The sequence below is a fragment of the Bacillus infantis genome (assembly GCF_050107595.1).
GTDB lineage: Bacteria > Bacillota > Bacilli > Bacillales > Cytobacillaceae > Bacillus_AB > Bacillus_AB infantis_C.
In genome coordinates, this window is the sequence record NZ_JBNILH010000007.1 from 89,857 (window position 1) to 105,075 (window position 15,219).

The 15,219-nt window shown below is 44.1% G+C and carries 16 protein-coding genes and 1 pseudogene; 4 read left to right on the forward strand and 13 right to left on the reverse strand.

Annotated features, from left to right (window positions below; genetic code table 11):
* Positions 1-185: 185 nt before the first annotated feature.
* Positions 186-959, forward strand: a complete 774-nt coding sequence (locus tag ACQCVH_RS15535) for a class I SAM-dependent methyltransferase (RefSeq protein ID WP_426836561.1) — start codon at positions 186-188, stop codon at positions 957-959.
* A 285-nt stretch (positions 960-1,244) separates the two neighbouring features.
* On the opposite strand, the gene ACQCVH_RS15540 is transcribed toward ACQCVH_RS15535, so the two are convergent.
* The 4 genes from ACQCVH_RS15540 to ACQCVH_RS15555 are packed head-to-tail and all read right to left on the reverse strand — an operon-like array spanning position 1,245 to position 6,193.
* Positions 1,245-2,948 carry a M56 family metallopeptidase gene (locus ACQCVH_RS15540; RefSeq protein ID WP_426836562.1) on the reverse strand — a complete coding sequence of 568 codons (1,704 nt, stop codon included), beginning with the start codon at positions 2,946-2,948 and terminating at the stop codon, positions 1,245-1,247.
* A 12-nt stretch (positions 2,949-2,960) separates the two neighbouring features.
* Positions 2,961-4,022 (reverse strand): LolA family protein, encoded by a 1,062-nt coding sequence (locus tag ACQCVH_RS15545; protein WP_426836563.1) that lies wholly within the window; start codon positions 4,020-4,022, stop codon positions 2,961-2,963.
* A complete protein-coding gene (locus ACQCVH_RS15550) occupies positions 4,012-5,487 on the reverse strand; it encodes a sensor histidine kinase (protein ID WP_426836564.1) in 1,476 nt (491 codons plus the stop codon). The genes ACQCVH_RS15545 and ACQCVH_RS15550 overlap by 11 nt, the downstream gene beginning before the upstream one ends.
* A complete protein-coding gene (locus ACQCVH_RS15555) occupies positions 5,477-6,193 on the reverse strand; it encodes a response regulator transcription factor (protein ID WP_426836565.1) in 717 nt (238 codons plus the stop codon). Before ACQCVH_RS15555 ends, ACQCVH_RS15550 begins: the two co-directional genes overlap by 11 nt.
* Before the next feature lie 239 nt (positions 6,194-6,432).
* Here ACQCVH_RS15555 and ACQCVH_RS15560 point away from each other — a divergent pair, with 239 nt between their 5' ends.
* Both ACQCVH_RS15560 and ACQCVH_RS15565 read left to right on the forward strand, forming a co-directional pair.
* The gene (locus ACQCVH_RS15560) at positions 6,433-6,759 is read left to right on the forward strand and encodes a hypothetical protein (protein WP_426836566.1); all 327 of its coding nucleotides are present in this window, start codon (positions 6,433-6,435) and stop codon (positions 6,757-6,759) included.
* A gap of 323 nt (positions 6,760-7,082) precedes the next feature.
* The gene (locus ACQCVH_RS15565) at positions 7,083-7,418 is read left to right on the forward strand and encodes a hypothetical protein (protein ID WP_426836567.1); all 336 of its coding nucleotides are present in this window, start codon (positions 7,083-7,085) and stop codon (positions 7,416-7,418) included.
* A 35-nt stretch (positions 7,419-7,453) separates the two neighbouring features.
* Here the strand turns inward: ACQCVH_RS15565 and ACQCVH_RS15570 are convergent, their stop codons facing one another.
* From ACQCVH_RS15570 to ACQCVH_RS15590, 5 genes and pseudogenes are all read right to left on the reverse strand, one after another.
* Entirely contained in the window at positions 7,454-8,404 is a 951-nt protein-coding gene (locus ACQCVH_RS15570) for a methyl-accepting chemotaxis protein (protein WP_426836770.1), read from the reverse strand.
* Positions 8,399-9,184: pseudogene (locus ACQCVH_RS15575) on the reverse strand (HAMP domain-containing protein); the annotation flags it as partial. The pseudogene ACQCVH_RS15575 and the gene ACQCVH_RS15570, both read right to left, overlap by 6 nt.
* A 96-nt stretch (positions 9,185-9,280) precedes the next feature.
* Positions 9,281-10,294: an SDR family oxidoreductase gene (locus ACQCVH_RS15580; RefSeq protein WP_426836568.1), complete on the reverse strand. Its 1,014-nt coding sequence runs from the start codon at positions 10,292-10,294 to the stop codon at positions 9,281-9,283.
* Between the two features lie 14 nt (positions 10,295-10,308).
* Complete coding sequence (locus ACQCVH_RS15585; RefSeq protein WP_426836569.1) at positions 10,309-11,193, reverse strand: GNAT family N-acetyltransferase; 885 nt, start codon at positions 11,191-11,193, stop codon at positions 10,309-10,311.
* On the reverse strand, positions 11,186-12,028 hold the full coding sequence (locus ACQCVH_RS15590) for an alpha/beta fold hydrolase (RefSeq protein WP_426836570.1): 843 nt from the start codon (positions 12,026-12,028) through the stop codon (positions 11,186-11,188). The genes ACQCVH_RS15585 and ACQCVH_RS15590 overlap by 8 nt, the downstream gene beginning before the upstream one ends.
* A 143-nt stretch (positions 12,029-12,171) precedes the next feature.
* On the opposite strand from ACQCVH_RS15590, the gene ACQCVH_RS15595 reads away from it, so the two are divergent.
* On the forward strand, positions 12,172-12,510 hold the full coding sequence (locus ACQCVH_RS15595) for a YlbF family regulator (RefSeq protein WP_426836571.1): 339 nt from the start codon (positions 12,172-12,174) through the stop codon (positions 12,508-12,510).
* Between the two features lie 122 nt (positions 12,511-12,632).
* On the opposite strand, the gene ACQCVH_RS15600 is transcribed toward ACQCVH_RS15595, so the two are convergent.
* The 4 genes from ACQCVH_RS15600 to ACQCVH_RS15615 all read right to left on the reverse strand — a co-directional run bounded on the left by ACQCVH_RS15600 (position 12,633) and on the right by ACQCVH_RS15615 (position 15,174).
* Positions 12,633-12,860 (reverse strand): hypothetical protein, encoded by a 228-nt coding sequence (locus ACQCVH_RS15600; protein WP_426836572.1) that lies wholly within the window; start codon positions 12,858-12,860, stop codon positions 12,633-12,635.
* Between the two features lie 63 nt (positions 12,861-12,923).
* On the reverse strand, positions 12,924-13,370 hold the full coding sequence (locus ACQCVH_RS15605) for a hypothetical protein (protein ID WP_426836573.1): 447 nt from the start codon (positions 13,368-13,370) through the stop codon (positions 12,924-12,926).
* A 178-nt stretch (positions 13,371-13,548) separates the two neighbouring features.
* The gene (locus ACQCVH_RS15610) at positions 13,549-14,001 is read right to left on the reverse strand and encodes a hypothetical protein (RefSeq protein WP_426836574.1); all 453 of its coding nucleotides are present in this window, start codon (positions 13,999-14,001) and stop codon (positions 13,549-13,551) included.
* Between the two features lie 24 nt (positions 14,002-14,025).
* The gene (locus ACQCVH_RS15615) at positions 14,026-15,174 is read right to left on the reverse strand and encodes a hypothetical protein (RefSeq protein ID WP_426836575.1); all 1,149 of its coding nucleotides are present in this window, start codon (positions 15,172-15,174) and stop codon (positions 14,026-14,028) included.
* Positions 15,175-15,219 lie beyond the last annotated feature (45 nt).

Consider the following 15,219-nt stretch of genomic DNA (forward strand, 5'->3'; position numbering starts at 1 on the left):
CTGCGAAATAGCGGCTCCAGCAGCACATAATGTTCCATACATCAAACTCCCCTAATCATTCGTTTCCCGGCACAGGCACTCGGCTTAGGTATATCAACTGTATACTTCTCTATTTTTCCACATAACAGGAAAACGATAAACCGATGGAGAAGACATAGTTAGCGACCAAAAAAGGAGGAGATAAATTGACGAAAATCACTTCCATCCCAGGCTGGGTGACACCACATTCATTAGATTGGTATGAACAGCTCGGCAGACTGGAAGGGAAATATGTGTACCCTTGGGAATCATTCATTGCTGAGCCGAATGGAGAATCCATTTTTGACTACGAAACTGAAGAATTGGCGGTCAACCAAAAAGTCCTTGACGTTGGGTGCGGGGAAGGCCTGTTTACCATACACTGCGCCTCAGCTGCCAAGGAAATAGTGGGGATTGATGCAGCAGAGCCGTTCATTATAGAAGGAAATCGGCAGCGGAAGAATAATGCAACTTTTATCGTTGCAAATACAAAAAGCGGCCTGCCGTATGCAAATAAGGAATTTGATTTCGCCTATATAAGAAAAGGACCCACATCCGCTTATCCTCTCTTAAAGAGAGCTGTGAAAGAGGGCGGGCATATCCGGGGCCTTCACCCTGGCGACAGTCAGGGCCGGGAATTGCCTGGCTTGTTTCCGCTGCTATTTGAAGAAAACTCAGGCACTCCCATTCTAAAAGGGCTGGAGAATCGCGTAGAGGAATCCAATTTTACTCATGCAACAATTGAAGAGGTTACCAGTATTGAATATCTCAAATCACCGCAGGACGTCATCAGACTTGCCTGTTTTGGGCAGCTGCCTTCAATCACAGCATTCGTTGAGGAAAAATATGAACCTGATATTACCAGGATTTTTAATCAGCATGCCGAAGCCGGAGGACTTGCCGCCACTCATTCCAGATATATCGTCCGGGCAGTTGTTTAGCCAGGAACAAAAGCGCAAGCGCCTTGATCACCCTTAAGGAACGCAGACTAAGAACGCCACGTCCTGTGGCAACGTCTGCATGACCAGCTTCATGGGGGCCTCAAGACGAACCTCCCGGAAAGGCGTTCTTTGCCTTTTTGCGAGGTTTGGCTTGTGACCTCGGCGCAGCTGCTGGACGTTGATCAAGAATTGATATTTATCCACAAGACTTACAATTTATAAATTCCTCTACAGAGAAAAAATGACCTGCGACTTTCCATCGGGAAAGCACAGGTCATTCAACCATTACCTTGTAAAAGATTCCCTCATCCTGTCAGCGGCCCATCTCCTGATCATTCCTTCAGGTGAAGTGCTGTTTCTCAAGGTTTGCACACGCCAATACATCGGCGGATGGGGCATGAACTGGAATTCAATGAGGCGCCAGATGAGCTTGTCGCGTTCAAGCGAGGAGATGACTCTCCTTTTTTCATCTTTGGCCGCACGGTATTCGGCTGACTGATTAACTTCCTGGTCCTGCCTTTCTGCCAGGTCTGCAAGCCCCTCAGCCATCTGACTATAGCCACCCTCAAGAAGCTGTGCCCCCAGCTGGTCTGCTCTTACTTCCATCCATTGAGAAATAAAAGATTGATAGATAGGCAGAAACATCATAAGAAGCCAGACGCCAATAAAAACAGGAATTGGATAATCAGTAATATCAGGAACCTTATCTAAAAGAAGCAATATGGATAATCCCAGCAGGCAAAAGTAGGCGATCCTCCAGATTTGTGACCATAGGACATCCCTCTTTTTGACATGTATAGCTTCATGGGCAAGAATGCTTTCTATGCTTGAAAGAGGCAAAGCCAAGGTAGCTGTTGTCACTGTTACCATCCCGCGCCCGATATTCATGCCAGTGGCAAGGCCATTATATTGCGGAGAGTCAGTTTCATAAACCTTTACTCCCGCTATTCCTGCCTTAGTAAAAATTCTCTCAGCCATCTGTCTAATTTCCGCATCTTCAATTTCCTTTGCATCCATAGCTGCTTTTAAAACTCTGTCAGACAGATACAAATTGATGAGCCAATACAAGGAAGCAAAGGCTGCTATGACCCAGGAGTTCACCTCTAAGAAGTAGAGTATTAGAATGATGGATGTGTATGCGGAGATTCCTTTTACTGTGACTGCATAATAAAGCTTTCCCGCCAGCCGCTTCAGGTTTTTCCAGTGATAAAGAGGCAGAACAGCTGCAGCTTCTTTACCTGTTTGACACTCTGGACAGCGTCTGATGATTTCTTTCAGTCTGACTGTATCGGCTAAATTGAGGTAGATCGCCTCATTTGCTGCCCCTATACGCTGAACTTGCCCCAGGCTCGTTGTAAAATCGCTGTTTGAAGTAAAAACAGTCAGCAGGGGGTGAAGCCTCAGAATATCTGCCGCTTCTTCTTCACTGTATTCCTTCAAAGCATAAAGAGGCAGCTCCCGGCAATCGAGCTTGGAAACAATGAATATCATATTTTTTTCTTCAGAAAAATAGATTCTTAATGTAATAAAGACAATTACACGTTTTCCCAGTTCTGCCGCGGCAGCTATGAGTCCGAAAAGGAGAAACACCTTTAGCGGACTGGCCTCAGGACCATATTTAAGAAATAATATGGCTCCCAGAAAGACGGCCAGGCTGATCAGAACATCAGTCCAGATTCTTGCTGCATTCCGGCTGACCATCCATTCTTCAGCCTCAATCCTGCCCAGCTCCTCTTTCAGCTCCCGGTACTTTCTATAGCCGAATCCGGCCAGAAAAAGGGAGAAGTAGGCACTGGAAAGAAGGGAAATCAGCAAAAGGCTATCCAGAAATCCATTTTTATAGATCAGCCAGCCGATTGAAGCAGCAGCCAGCAGGATTTCAGCGGCAGCTGCCCATTTTCGGTGTTTAATGCCGATCAGCAGGCCGATTCCGGCAATCGCAGATCCAAATAAGATCGGGACCAGCATTTCAGTTATACTTGGCAGCATGATTCTCCTCCTTTAGCTGACAGGCTCCATGCCTTCGAGTTCCTGAATGACTTCCTCTTTGCTCAAATCAGGATGTTCAATCATCAGCACATAGCGGAGTCCCTCCTCATCCCAGCTGATCATGCGGAGTTCTTTATCATAAAAACCAGCCATATTCCTTACAGTGACTTCTTCGCCGTCAAGCTCCATGCCCTCTCCTTCAGGAACCGGGAATGTTGAGATGCTAAAGCTTGGAATAGCGTCTTTGGAATAATAGGCAGTCACCTCGGTCCGTGCCAACTCTCCCCCAAGCTCTGTCCATTCAATTCTCTCCAAGCTTTCTTCCAGGATCAGGATAGGCATGCCAAGCTTTTCTGCAGCCTGCTCAGCCGTGCCCTCAGTGGCTTCCATACTGGAATCAATCGATACGATCTCAACATCTTCGGGCAGATCAGCCTTAAATTCCTCAGCTGCAAAATCCGGGGAAAAATCAACACTTTCATAGATTACTTCTGATCGGTTATCCCCTGAATTGGAAACCGACTTAATCGGAAACCATGTTTTTTTGTCAACCCAGAATTCCATATCGCCAAGCAGGTTTTCCTTTGACTTGGCATTTATTTTCAAATGATAAACATCCCTTCCGATCATCTCTTCCTCACCGGCCACTTCATATGAATGTGTCCCGCTTAGATTTTCAAGCATACCGGTGATCTGCTCTTTTTGTGTCATTGCAGCAGGAAGCTCAGCTCCACTGATATCAATTGATTGTGCCGTCTTGCTTCCTTCCTCATAGCTGATGAGCTGTTTGCCGTCATTGATGGCAATGAACCGTTTTCCATCTTCTCCGCTGTTCTCCATGATGATTTTCCTTTTTCCGTCTTTATTTGCATATTCTTCAAAAGAAGCATTCTCGGTGAGTTCCCCATCACTATAAATCTTGTAAGATCCTGTCCCAAGATATGCTGCCGGTTCTTTTCCGGATTCCAATACATTGGAAACGATCTCATCTGAAGAAACATTGATGCTTCCGCTGCAGCCTGAAAGAATCATGACCGCTGCACCTGCTGCTGTTATCATCTTTTTAAATGTCATTATTGGTTTCCATCCTTTCTCTAATCCAGCAGGCAAATAAGGTTCCATAGCCTTCACTGGACCATACACTGATTTTACCTTTATGCTGCTCTATCAGCATTTTGCTGATGCTCAGCCCGATACCTGAGCTTCCTCCATGCGCCCTTGAGTCTTCACCCTGGACAAACGGGAGAAAAATTGTCTTCTGCATTTGTTCCGGGATATAGCTTCCTTCATTTTGTACCAGGAGTATTGCCCCATCTTTTCTCCACTCTTCCAGTTCATCCCTAAATGGAGGGTAAACAGCATCAGGCAATGATTCATTTTCAGAGACAGCTGCGGCGAGAATGGTGCTGCCTTCACCAGTATGCCGGATGGCGTTTGCCATTAGATTGTCTGCTATCCTTATCATTTGGCCTGCATGCAGGCTGTATATTCCGTTGACCGGCGTTTCCACTTTCAGCCTGATTCCTTTTTTCAAGCAAGGCTCTTCATACCCTGACAAAAGATATTCAAAGAACTCTTCACCTTCAACATCTGTAAGCTCGATTTTTTTCTGGCCGGTCTGTAAGGATGCATAAAGAGCAAGATCATCGATCAGCTGCTTCATGTAGCCGAGCTTCTCCAGCAGAATTTCATTATATTCTGTATTTTCCTGGGCGGTTAAGGGACGGCTGCCAGTCAATGCTTCTGCATAGGCCTGTATGACAGTGAGCGGTGTTTTCATATCATGGGATAACGCTGCTAAAATAAATTCCTTCTCCTTCTGCTGCTGGATAATTTCCTCCTGGGACTTTTCCAGCTGGGCCTTCATTTGATAGAAGCCTTCGTATAGTGCACCAATTTCATCTCCTGCAGGCTTTTCCTTTTCGATTGGCATTCCGCCGGCAAAGCGTTCCATCTGGTTCTCCAGCCGCTCCAGCGGACGATTCAGCTTTCTGTTTATCAGAAGCGCTGCTGCTGCATACACTGCCAGCAGGAATGCTGCCAATGATATCCCGTAAAGAAGGGTGCGGTTTTCAACGCCTTCCATCCAAGTCTGCCTGGCGAAGGTCACCTCATAAATCCCTATTAAATTGCCATCCTCAAATACTGGTTTTTTAACAACATAAGATCTCATGTTTTTGTTCATTTCATTAAGCCCTTTATATAAATCTTCCGGCCTCCTCTGCTGGAGCCTGTTCACCGACAGGTCCTCCAGAGAGGAAAAAAGGGAAATTCCATCTGGGCGGTAGAGAGCAATTTTGAGCTTTTCGGTGGAAAGCTGTTTGAGCTTCTCATACTTGCTGGCCGGCTGTATTTCATAAAGATTTTTGTCTTCCAGGCTGGGACTGAGCTCTTGCATTTTTTGCTGCACTTCCAAGTATTCCATAACATCTCTTTGTTCATCCCACTCAGAAATACTGAGATATAAGAGGAAGAGAAACAGCAGCGGAAGCAGCATCACCGCCAGATAACTGAATCTGAGCCAGGTTTTAATTTTCATCCTTTTCTTCTCCAATGAAACGGTAGCCAGTACCCCACACCGTCTGTATGAAAACAGCTGACCTGGAAGTATCCTTCAGCTTGCTGCGCAGACTTTTGATATGCACGGTTACCGTATTGCTTGCAGAAGTGTCCTCCTGTTTCCAGACCATTTTAAGCAGAGTTTCTTTTGAAAATGTTTCAAACGGATTTTTAGCCAGGAGCTGCAGCAGCTCATATTCTTTTGCTGTCAGATTCAGCAACTGACCGTCCAAGTGAACTGCTTTTTGAGAAAAGTCGATTGAAAGGCCTTTTTGATAAACATTCACTTCGCTGGTATCCTCTACTCCCTGATATCTTCTGTACCTGCGTAAATGGGAAGAAATCCTTGCACTCAGTTCTTCAAGGCTGAATGGCTTTGTGATATAATCATCCGCTCCCAGATTCAAACCCTTCACTTTAGTTTCATCTTCTGACCTTGCACTGATGATCAGCATTGGAATTTCATGCGTCTTCCGAATAGTCCGCAGCAGCGTGAAACCGTCCAGCTCAGGAAGCATGAGATCGACGAGCACAAGATCAAAGGCCTCCGCTGCAAATTCCTCCAGCCCCTCTTTTCCGGTAGATGCCCATGCCACACTGAAACCATCCTTCCGTAAGTGATCACAAATGATTTTGGCAATCTGCCCATCGTCCTCCACGAGCAGCAGCCTTGCTTGCTTTGCCATATGCCCCTCCCCTTCCAGTCCATTATAAAAAACAATAAATGTATCTCTGAAAACTTTATAAACTCTTCATAATTTTTAAAACAAATAAAACTGCCAGGCCTGTTCCCAGCAGTTTGAGATTTTACACCATCATTTACCTTTTATTCTATTTATTATATTGATATATTACAACACCATAAATCCGGTTTAAAAAGGGATTCGCCCCTTTTTGCAGAAGTAGTATATAAAGGAGTGGTTCGGTGAGATCAGGAGAATTATATATTTTTAAAGATATTGGAGGAAACTATAGCCTTGTCAGATTGGCCAAAGGCATTTATATGGGGAGCAAGAAAATGGAGAATCTAATAACAGAAGATTATTTTGTAGACTTTCAATTTCTTTCTCCTGCAGAACAAAAAAACCAGGTCCTCTCTCTTGAGGCAGACATTTTTTTTAATAATGGCATCCATGTGTCTCCAGAAGCAGCCTGCTGGGAATGCGGAGAGCGGATACCAGCTGAGGAATATAAAGTTTGTACCCGCTGCGGCAGACTCTATTGCCAGTCACACCGGTGCATCTGTCAGTAAAATAAAAGATGGGCAGCAAAGAGCCCATCTTTTTTTTCATGGGATTATGAAAATTCTCATTGGGAAATTGTCTGCAGGAAAATCTTTAATAATACCTTATGGCTCATTGAACTGATTCATTTAATACATTCCACCTGCATTTTTCTCCAGATACCGCAGCATTTCAGCTACAACCGCCAAATACCGCCAAGCACTCCTATAAATAGACATAAATGCTTATCGATTATGTTGGAATTTACTGTTAGTATTAGAGCAAGAAGTGTTAGGGGATCCTTCAGACTTTTCTTAGTCCCATCCCATCTTGCAGGATAGGAGGAATTAGGATGACCACAAAAAAAGGTATTCGGAATATGCTTCTGAATCTTATGTATTATAGGGATTGTGACATAACCCATATCTTTACGGAGCGGAATTTGCGTATGGAGGTCAGTTTTTTAAAAGAAAGCTTTTGTTATTCCTTGCTGGTTTCCGTGCCTGTAGAATCAGTATTCAATCAGCGGACCTTGAGCTTTCAATCAATCGATTATGCCGCAGGTGCCATTGAACACATTCTCTTTAATCATGATAATCCCTGCCCCTATGTTTTTGACCCTCCACCTGAAGACCAGCCCATCATTCCTGCCGCCGAACCTATTTCCATCACGATAAAAGGATGCTAAAAAAAGCACCGCTTATGCGATGCTCAATTGCTTTCCTATTTCAATCTGAACCGGCTGACTGACTCATTCAGATCTTCTGCCATTTTTGCAAGCGATGCTGCAGAATCAGACATTTCATCCATGGAAGCAAGCTGCTCTTCTGTTGACGCAGAAACCTCCTGGGTGCTTGAAGCTGACTCTTCGGCTGCAGCAGCTATGTCATCGATCGCCTGCACAATGTGTTCGGCTCCTGCTGCAAGCTGCTGCACAGCGGCTGAAACCTCTTCGATCTGTGCTCTAACCCCTGATACAGAATCCCCGATTTCTTTAAAGGCTCCCCCTGCTTCACCAACTGCCGTGATTCCTCTTTCTACTTCCTTGCCTGCATCGGCCATCGACGAAATGGCTTTGTCTGTATCCTGCTGAATGGCTGAAATGATCCCGGAAATCTGCCGGGCAGAATCTGCCGACTGCTCAGCCAGCTTCCTGACCTCATCTGCAACCACTGCAAAACCTTTTCCTGCTTCACCAGCACGTGCAGCTTCAATTGCGGCATTCAATGCAAGCAAGTTGGTCTGATCTGCTATACCAGTAATGGCCTCTATTATATGCGTAATATCATGTGACCGCTGGCCAAGCTTTTTAATAACATCTTCCAGCCCTGCAAAGGTTTCATTGATAGAACTCATTTGTTCGATTGCTGAACCGATCGCTTTGCTGCCCTCTGCTGACAGGCTGGCTGCACCACCGGCCGTTTCGGAAACAGCAGCGGCATTATCTGCAATTTGCCTCACACCGGCGGACATGCGCCCTACTGTAATAGAAGCCTGCTCTACCGATTGTACCTGCTTATCAGAACCTGACGCCACATTATTCATGGCAGCAGCAATCTGTCTGCCAGCAGCCCCTGACTGCTCTGCACCAGCTGTCAGCTGTTCGGCGGATGCAGCCACCTGTTCAGCATTTTCAGCAGTTCTTTTAATCACATTCCTCAAATTCTGTGCCATTAGATTAAAAGATTCTGCCAAAAGGCCGATTTCATCTTTATTCCGCACGTTCAGTTTCCTGACTGCCAGGTTTCCGCCAGCAATTTCCTTTGCTTCAGCAGCAAGAAGCTTGACAGGCCTTGAAATAACCCTTGCTGTCAGATATGCGGCAAGGATTCCTATGATTATAGCTGCAAGCCCGATCAAAGAAACAGCCAGCATAATTTGCCCGGATCTCTTTGAGACAGCTGACTGCCCATCTGCCATAAGACCTTCCTGATACTGGGAGAGTTCTTTAATTTTTTTATTAAAGTTCTCCACAATTTGCTGTTTGGAAACCAGTGTTTCCAGTTGCTCCATTTCTCCCTGCTGCTTTAATTGAAACACAGATTGCGAGAAGAGATAATATTGCAGCTCAAGTTTATTTAGATCCTTTAAAAATTCCTTCGATTTCTCCTGTTTGATAGTGGATTGAAGGTCTTTGCTTGATTTTTGATAGGCAGAGTGCCCTTCCTCAAACTGCTTCAAATACTTCTCTTCACCAAGTGCCAGGTAGCTGCCCTGATTGCTCTGCTGCTCTGCAATATTAATGTTAAGCTCCTTGATTTTCATAAGCTTTGCAGCCCGATCTTCTATCAGCTCCGAATATTGGCTGTCGATTGAATTAATCTGCGTAATACTGATCACCGACATTACTGCCAGCAGAATCAGAACTCCAGAAAACCCCGCAAACAGCTTTCTCCCGATTGTCATTCTCATTAAGCTCCCTCTCTCTCTGTTGTCAGCTTGTTCATATGACATATCGGCAGATATTGCAGGTTTTTCAGTCAATATGTTGAATTCGAATTATTCAGTCATTGAAGTAGTTAAAATTCTTTATTTTTCTCTTGAAAATGCCTATTCTTTATGGCTTTTTCTCTCCCTCATGATCCTGTCTTCCTTATCGTAATCAACATCTTGTGCAGCAGAATCTTCAGGCGGATTTTCCAGCTCCCATTCAATGGTTTTCTGGATCCCTCTTTCGAATGTGATGATTTCTTTATAGCCCAGTTCCTCTCTAATCCTTTGGGATGAAAGATCAATGCTCTGGCGGGCATTCATGCTTAAAGGAAGTTTCCCTTCCTCAACCCCCTCTATTGAACCTAGCCACCCCATTGCTTCTCCAATTTTGCCGACCCACTCCTTCTCCGAAAAATTGTTTTCTGCAACATTATAAATCTTTCCTGCAGCCATGGGATTTTCAATAGCAGCGACAATTGCATGGGCGACATTTTCAACATACCCTCTGCAGGTCTTCCACCGGCTGTGAACTTCATCCAATATAATATACGGCCTTTTGTCTGCCATCCTCTTAATATATTGATAAAGTCTGTGCTGTCTGTCGCCAGGCCCATACACCATCGGAAGCCTCAGGACTGTGCCTTTCAGTTTTTCGCTTCCCATAAACACTTTTTCTACGGGAATTTTGTCATAATGATAATAAAAGTGTTCCTCACTTACATTTTCTCTATAAGGATAAAGCTTTTCCCTCAATCGAGAATCCTCTCTTGAAGGTGTTGGAACAGGCTCCCCGGGCTCAGTTCCAAGCAGTCTTCCAAAGCTGAGGTATACATCTGCACTGCTGATTGCCACAAGCCGGTCTGCGGTTCCTTCGAAAATATCTCTCACAGTCTCAGCATGCTTTTCAGTGAAGGGAATCATATCAAGGACAACATCCGGACGAAAGCCCCTAAGCTCATTTTTGTGATCTCTAATTTCACTGATGTCTCCGTGGATGCGGATAATCTCCTCCGGCAGGGATGCTTCTGTCTGCCCTCTGTTAAAAACGGCAATTTTATGGCCTTTTTGATAAAGCTCTTCCAACACATACGGACCCATGAAATTTGTACCGCCAATGATTAATACCTTCATTCGGATGACCCCCATTATGATAACTCTTTCATCATATAAACCTGGCTTACGGCGGGCGTAAATCCTGCAGCTGACAATTGTTCATAGATTTCTTTATTGCCGCTTACAGGAAAGTTAGGTATAACTCTCCGAATATCATCGCTGAAATCCCCAAATACTTTTGACAGCAGATAAGCGCCTATTTCCTGGCGGTCATTCCTGCCCTGTTCCGCTTCCAGCTGGAACAGGGTGGTTGCCATATGACTTCCTTCAGCAGAGAAGCTCTTGCGGAAGACAGCATAACCAATGGCACTTCCACCTTCTATTGCTATCAATGCTTCGCCGCCTGCTGCATTCTGCCAGCAGGTCTGCCATGGATCTGTTCCCTTGTAAAAGTTCAGGAATGATACCTCTTGAGGATATGCTGACTTTACTTCGTAAGATTTTCGAACAGCCAGTGAAATAGAATTTTGCAGCCTCCTTCCTTTCAGCTCTAAATACTCAAGATCATCCACTTTTTGATACCCTAGTTTTTCATAAAGGCTTATGGCTTTCGTATTCTGACTGATCGCTTCAAGTGTGGCCGTCTGGACACCTTGCTCTGAATATATTTTTAAAGATTCTTCAATCAGCCTGCGTCCGACCCCTTTGCTGCGCCAGGCAGAAGCAACACCTGTGCCGCCATTCCACGCAATCTTTCTTCCCTTGAATTCCCGGATGCCGTTTTTAACAATGCCGATTGGCTCTCCTTCTTCAAAAGCGATAATTGATAAGTCCGGCGACAGGCCTTCAGCTGCCATCCTTGCAACAAACTTTTCCGGCGTTGTAGATGCATCGAAGAAATATCCTTCAAACCCTTTGTTCCAGGCTGTTACTGCTTCATTTATCGTGCAATCCGACAAGCGCCTGATTTCAATCATTTCTCTTCTCCCTTGAAAAAAATTCTATTATTTTTTCCATTAGTATTGCCGGCTGTTCAATAGCAGTCCAGTGGCCGCACTCAGGTATCACTTCAATTACCGCATGTGGAATAAGGGGAAGCAGCAGCTCCTTCAGCATATCAGGGGTCAGGATATCCCTTACACCCTGCGCTGCCATAACCGGGATTTCAGCCAGTGCGGCCGGACTGATGCCGGATTCGTAATGTTGCAGAATATCTTCCCCTATCTGTGAATTTACCATGCTATTGCTAATCGTCTCAGTTTTCCTGGCAAGATTGGCACTATCATTCAAATAATATGGATCAATGATCTGAAAGATGTCTGCGGCAGCTGCCTTGCCTTTTTTGTAGTCCTCTATAACTTGATGGAACCGCTCCTGCTCTTCTTCAGAGAGCCGCTCCATCAGCAAACGGCCAAAATTCTTATATCCTTCTGTTTTTGCTCCGACTGCCGCCGTCAGAAATAGCCTGTTTATGTTTGCCGGATATTTTGAGGCGTACAGCAGTGCAAGCATGGATCCCCACGATTCCCCGACAAGGTTCAGCCTGCCGATATCAAGATGCTTCCTAAGCGCTTCTAATGTTTCAACTTCTTCCTCCATGGTATAAACCGCTTCCTCACAAAAAGAAGACCGCCCGCAGCCCCGCTGGTCATAAAACACCAGCTTGAACTGAGATGATAAGGGTTCAAGGTGGGGGAGAAAAAAGCGATGCTCTCCACCCGGGCCGCCATGCAAAAACACGATAGGTTCGCCTTCCCCCATTTGCATTACAAAAATAGACTCATTTCTTAATGTTACAAGAGCTGATTCCATAAGTCCCCACTCCCAAAAATAAACTGATTAGTCTATTTTATATTATCATTCTATTCTGAATTTTATCCAGTTATTTTTGGATACTCGAACTTTTTTTTCATTTGAACATACGCTGTATTACTTAGGCTGATGGAGGGGATACAATGAGAGCTTTATTAGAGCAGGGGCCTGCACTGGAAACCATTATACGCAGAAGCAGGGAGTACCAGCTGCTGAGGAAGCTGGCAGCAGAAATTAATGCCGATCCGGCAGCAAGGCAGCTGATCGAGGATTTCCGCAGCATCCACCACTTATTGCAGGAAAAGCAAATCCGCGGAGAAAGTCTGGGCGCTGCTGATATTCAAAAACTGCAGCTGCTGGAATCCGGTCTGATGCAAAATCAAAAAACCGCTTCTTATCTGCAGGCAGAAGAACAAATCTTCCAGGCCATCCAGGAACTGAATATGATGCTGGCCAGGCCGATGGAAGAAATTTATGGCTGAGTGAAGAACGGCAGGAAATATGCTTTAGAGATCGGCCCTCTTTTCGTTAAAAAAAGGAAAGCAAATTTGCTCTCCTTTTATATGAGGTACAAGCTTGGCACAATTATGGCCAGCCCTCCTCCTTATAGTATGGCGGCTCCCTCTCCTCCCCCTCCTTTGCCAGTTAAAAATTGGCGGCCAACTTCATCCAAAAAACCATGAGCTGGACTTACCGTCTTTTTCCCATGATTCTTTATAAGTAGTAATGAATTTTCTTTCACTATTTTTTCTGCTGACGTATCTTTTACCACCTGATAACCTTTCATCTTGCCTTTCCATTTTCCTTCGCCCTTGGGAAAGTGATCAGTCATCGATCCTTCTCCCTGTGAAGCAAACTCAAGCGCTTCCTTCTCAGTAAAAGGGGGCAGCTTATATCAGGAGGAAATAACCCCAAGCATACCTGCGCAAATAAGAAGCGATACAATAAATAAAGTGCTGCCTTCTCTCCTGAAAAGCCGCCTGTCCAGTAAAGCGTATAAAAGAGCAGCTGCCATACCATATATTGCTGCAATCATATTTTGAAAAAGCAGTCCGTTTGCCAATCCAAAAAGTCCGTGGAGTAAAATATAAAACCAGTCTTTCCTAAGGAGAGCCACTCGTTTCTGCAAAACTTCAAGCAGAAACGATACAAGATTACCGTATAAAAAGATAATCGTTCCGGCATAGAGCATAAAAAACAGAAGCCAGCCTAGAAAGGCAGTCCCTAGTCCAGGGGCAGATTCAGTATCATAGACAGTAAAAAAAGCACACAGTATGGAGACAGCTGCTGACGCAGCAAACGAAACAGTTAATTTTCTCTGAACCATCTTTTTAAGCCTCAATTATTGCTTCCCCCTTATTTCAGGCGCCTTCTCGACTTTCTTTTTTGTTTGAGTGACTCATGTCTCTCCTCTTGAGGCACTCTAACCAGCTTTCCCCTCCATCAGAGTGACTCATATTCTCATTTTGAGACACTCTAAAAGGCTTTCCCCACCATCAGGGTGACTCATGACTCCCAAATCAGGGATATTCCTTTCTTTCTAAAACCTCATTTTCCTTTCCCCGCACAACGATTTGGTAGACATCTTTACGTGGCTCAGTTGCAGTACTAATTATGCTGTGTGCTTCTTCAATCATCTTTGCTGCTGATGCAGCATCATAATTAAATGAAGTTTTTATGATATATTTAACCGGTTTAGGTTGTGTATCGATTGCGATGCCTTTGAATCCCTCGAATTCACTAAGTTTATGTTGAATGGCTGCAGCCGGCATACTCCATGTGCTTACCTGCTCCCCTTTCATTCTGTACGCCTTGCCGGTTTCCTGTTGAAGCGGTTCGCTTAATGCAAAAAGAAGGATAATTCCCAAAAATAACACACCTGCTTCAAAAGTATGTTTTCTGCTTTTCTCTTTGGACAGCATTTTATTTTGGTAGGCTCGCTGGACTTTTCTTTTCATAACATCCTTTTTCATTTTACCGCTCCTAAAATACCTTCATTATGGGATGATACTCAATCGTAAATCCAGGTTCTCTTTAGAATATAGAAATTTAAGCAAGTTATCATAAGCATCTGTCTGAAAAATAAGCTCTTTTTCGTTAAAAACAAAAATTGTATAATCGGTCAGCTCTTTTCCGCTCTCCATTTTAAGAGAATTTTCAGCTGAAGTCTTCACAACAGTTTTAATTCCCTCTTTTTTCAATGATTCAATTATCTCTTTTGATTTATTTCCGATTGCAATTATGGACAGTTTACCACTTTCATTCGACAGCCAGTTACTGCCATTAAAGATTTCATCCTGATTCTCGAGAACCCTGACTTCTTCCAGAATCGGAAACCATAATTGACCATCTTCTGGATACCTCGCTTTAAATGCAAGTTTCTGGCCTGTATGATACATTGCTCCCTTATCAATCCAGAATGGAACCTCATCTATTTTTATAAAACCCAGTTCACGGTTGACTTCGGTTACAATTCCTTCCTTGCTGGTCGCTTCAGGAAATACATTTTCATCAATATATTTTTTCATTGACCCGATATCTTTGCTGCGGAATACTTCTCCTTCCTCGTCTAATAGTATATAGGAAGGTACTTCTTTAATATTTAATTCCGATAGCTCTTCTTCTGCTCTTTGTAAATCTGTATATGCCCCTATTGTTATAAATGAAGGGGGATACTGCTGTAATAACTTCGCTCTTACCTCCACATCTTTTTCCGGTGAGACATCTTCTTCTGTTATCACGATTGAATACTGGCCTTTGAACCTTGGAAAATATGGCTCTTTCTGGGGCTGTTTCTCAATTTTTATAGGCAGATAATACTCAGCTGTTTTTCCATCCTTCCAATATGCCTGTAAGACTACTGTTCGAATTCCCTCATCTTCACTGAATAAGCCGTTTTCTCCATTTATACTCGGCAATAAATCAGGAAATTTTTTTCCCTTAGGCATCAGCGTGCTTTTTCCTATAAAAACAGGGATGTCAGCATCATCTAGAAATTCGACTTTCATTTCCTCATTCTCGTATACATGCTGATTTTTCAGAGACTTGGTAATATCCTTCATCTCTTTTTCCACCAGTCCGTCATTCCACCGGTAAGAACCCATGATTGCCTGCACCTCTGTATCTCCAACTGTAATCACCGGCATCGGCGGCTTTTCTTCCTTATAAACCTTTTCTTTATCAAAATAAAG

Excerpts from the sequence above, each read along its gene's own strand:
- ACQCVH_RS15545 (WP_426836563.1), bottom strand. The coding sequence starts at position 4,022 with ATGACATTTAAAAAGATGATAACAGCAGCAGGTGCAGCGGTCATGATT.
- ACQCVH_RS15610 (WP_426836574.1), bottom strand. The coding sequence starts at position 14,001 with ATGAAAAAGGATGTTATGAAAAGAAAAGTCCAGCGAGCCTACCAAAAT.
- ACQCVH_RS15615 (WP_426836575.1), bottom strand. The coding sequence starts at position 15,174 with ATGCCGGTGATTACAGTTGGAGATACAGAGGTGCAGGCAATCATGGGT.
- ACQCVH_RS15580 (WP_426836568.1), bottom strand. The coding sequence starts at position 10,294 with ATGAAGGTATTAATCATTGGCGGTACAAATTTCATGGGTCCGTATGTG.
- ACQCVH_RS15565 (WP_426836567.1), top strand. The coding sequence starts at position 7,083 with ATGACCACAAAAAAAGGTATTCGGAATATGCTTCTGAATCTTATGTAT.
- ACQCVH_RS15590 (WP_426836570.1), bottom strand. The coding sequence starts at position 12,028 with ATGGAATCAGCTCTTGTAACATTAAGAAATGAGTCTATTTTTGTAATG.
- ACQCVH_RS15550 (WP_426836564.1), bottom strand. The coding sequence starts at position 5,487 with ATGAAAATTAAAACCTGGCTCAGATTCAGTTATCTGGCGGTGATGCTG.
- ACQCVH_RS15555 (WP_426836565.1), bottom strand. The coding sequence starts at position 6,193 with ATGGCAAAGCAAGCAAGGCTGCTGCTCGTGGAGGACGATGGGCAGATT.
- ACQCVH_RS15600 (WP_426836572.1), bottom strand. The coding sequence starts at position 12,860 with ATGACTGATCACTTTCCCAAGGGCGAAGGAAAATGGAAAGGCAAGATG.
- ACQCVH_RS15540 (WP_426836562.1), bottom strand. The coding sequence starts at position 2,948 with ATGCTGCCAAGTATAACTGAAATGCTGGTCCCGATCTTATTTGGATCT.
- ACQCVH_RS15595 (WP_426836571.1), top strand. The coding sequence starts at position 12,172 with ATGAGAGCTTTATTAGAGCAGGGGCCTGCACTGGAAACCATTATACGC.
- ACQCVH_RS15570 (WP_426836770.1), bottom strand. The coding sequence starts at position 8,404 with ATGGCACAGAATTTGAGGAATGTGATTAAAAGAACTGCTGAAAATGCT.
- ACQCVH_RS15585 (WP_426836569.1), bottom strand. The coding sequence starts at position 11,193 with ATGATTGAAATCAGGCGCTTGTCGGATTGCACGATAAATGAAGCAGTA.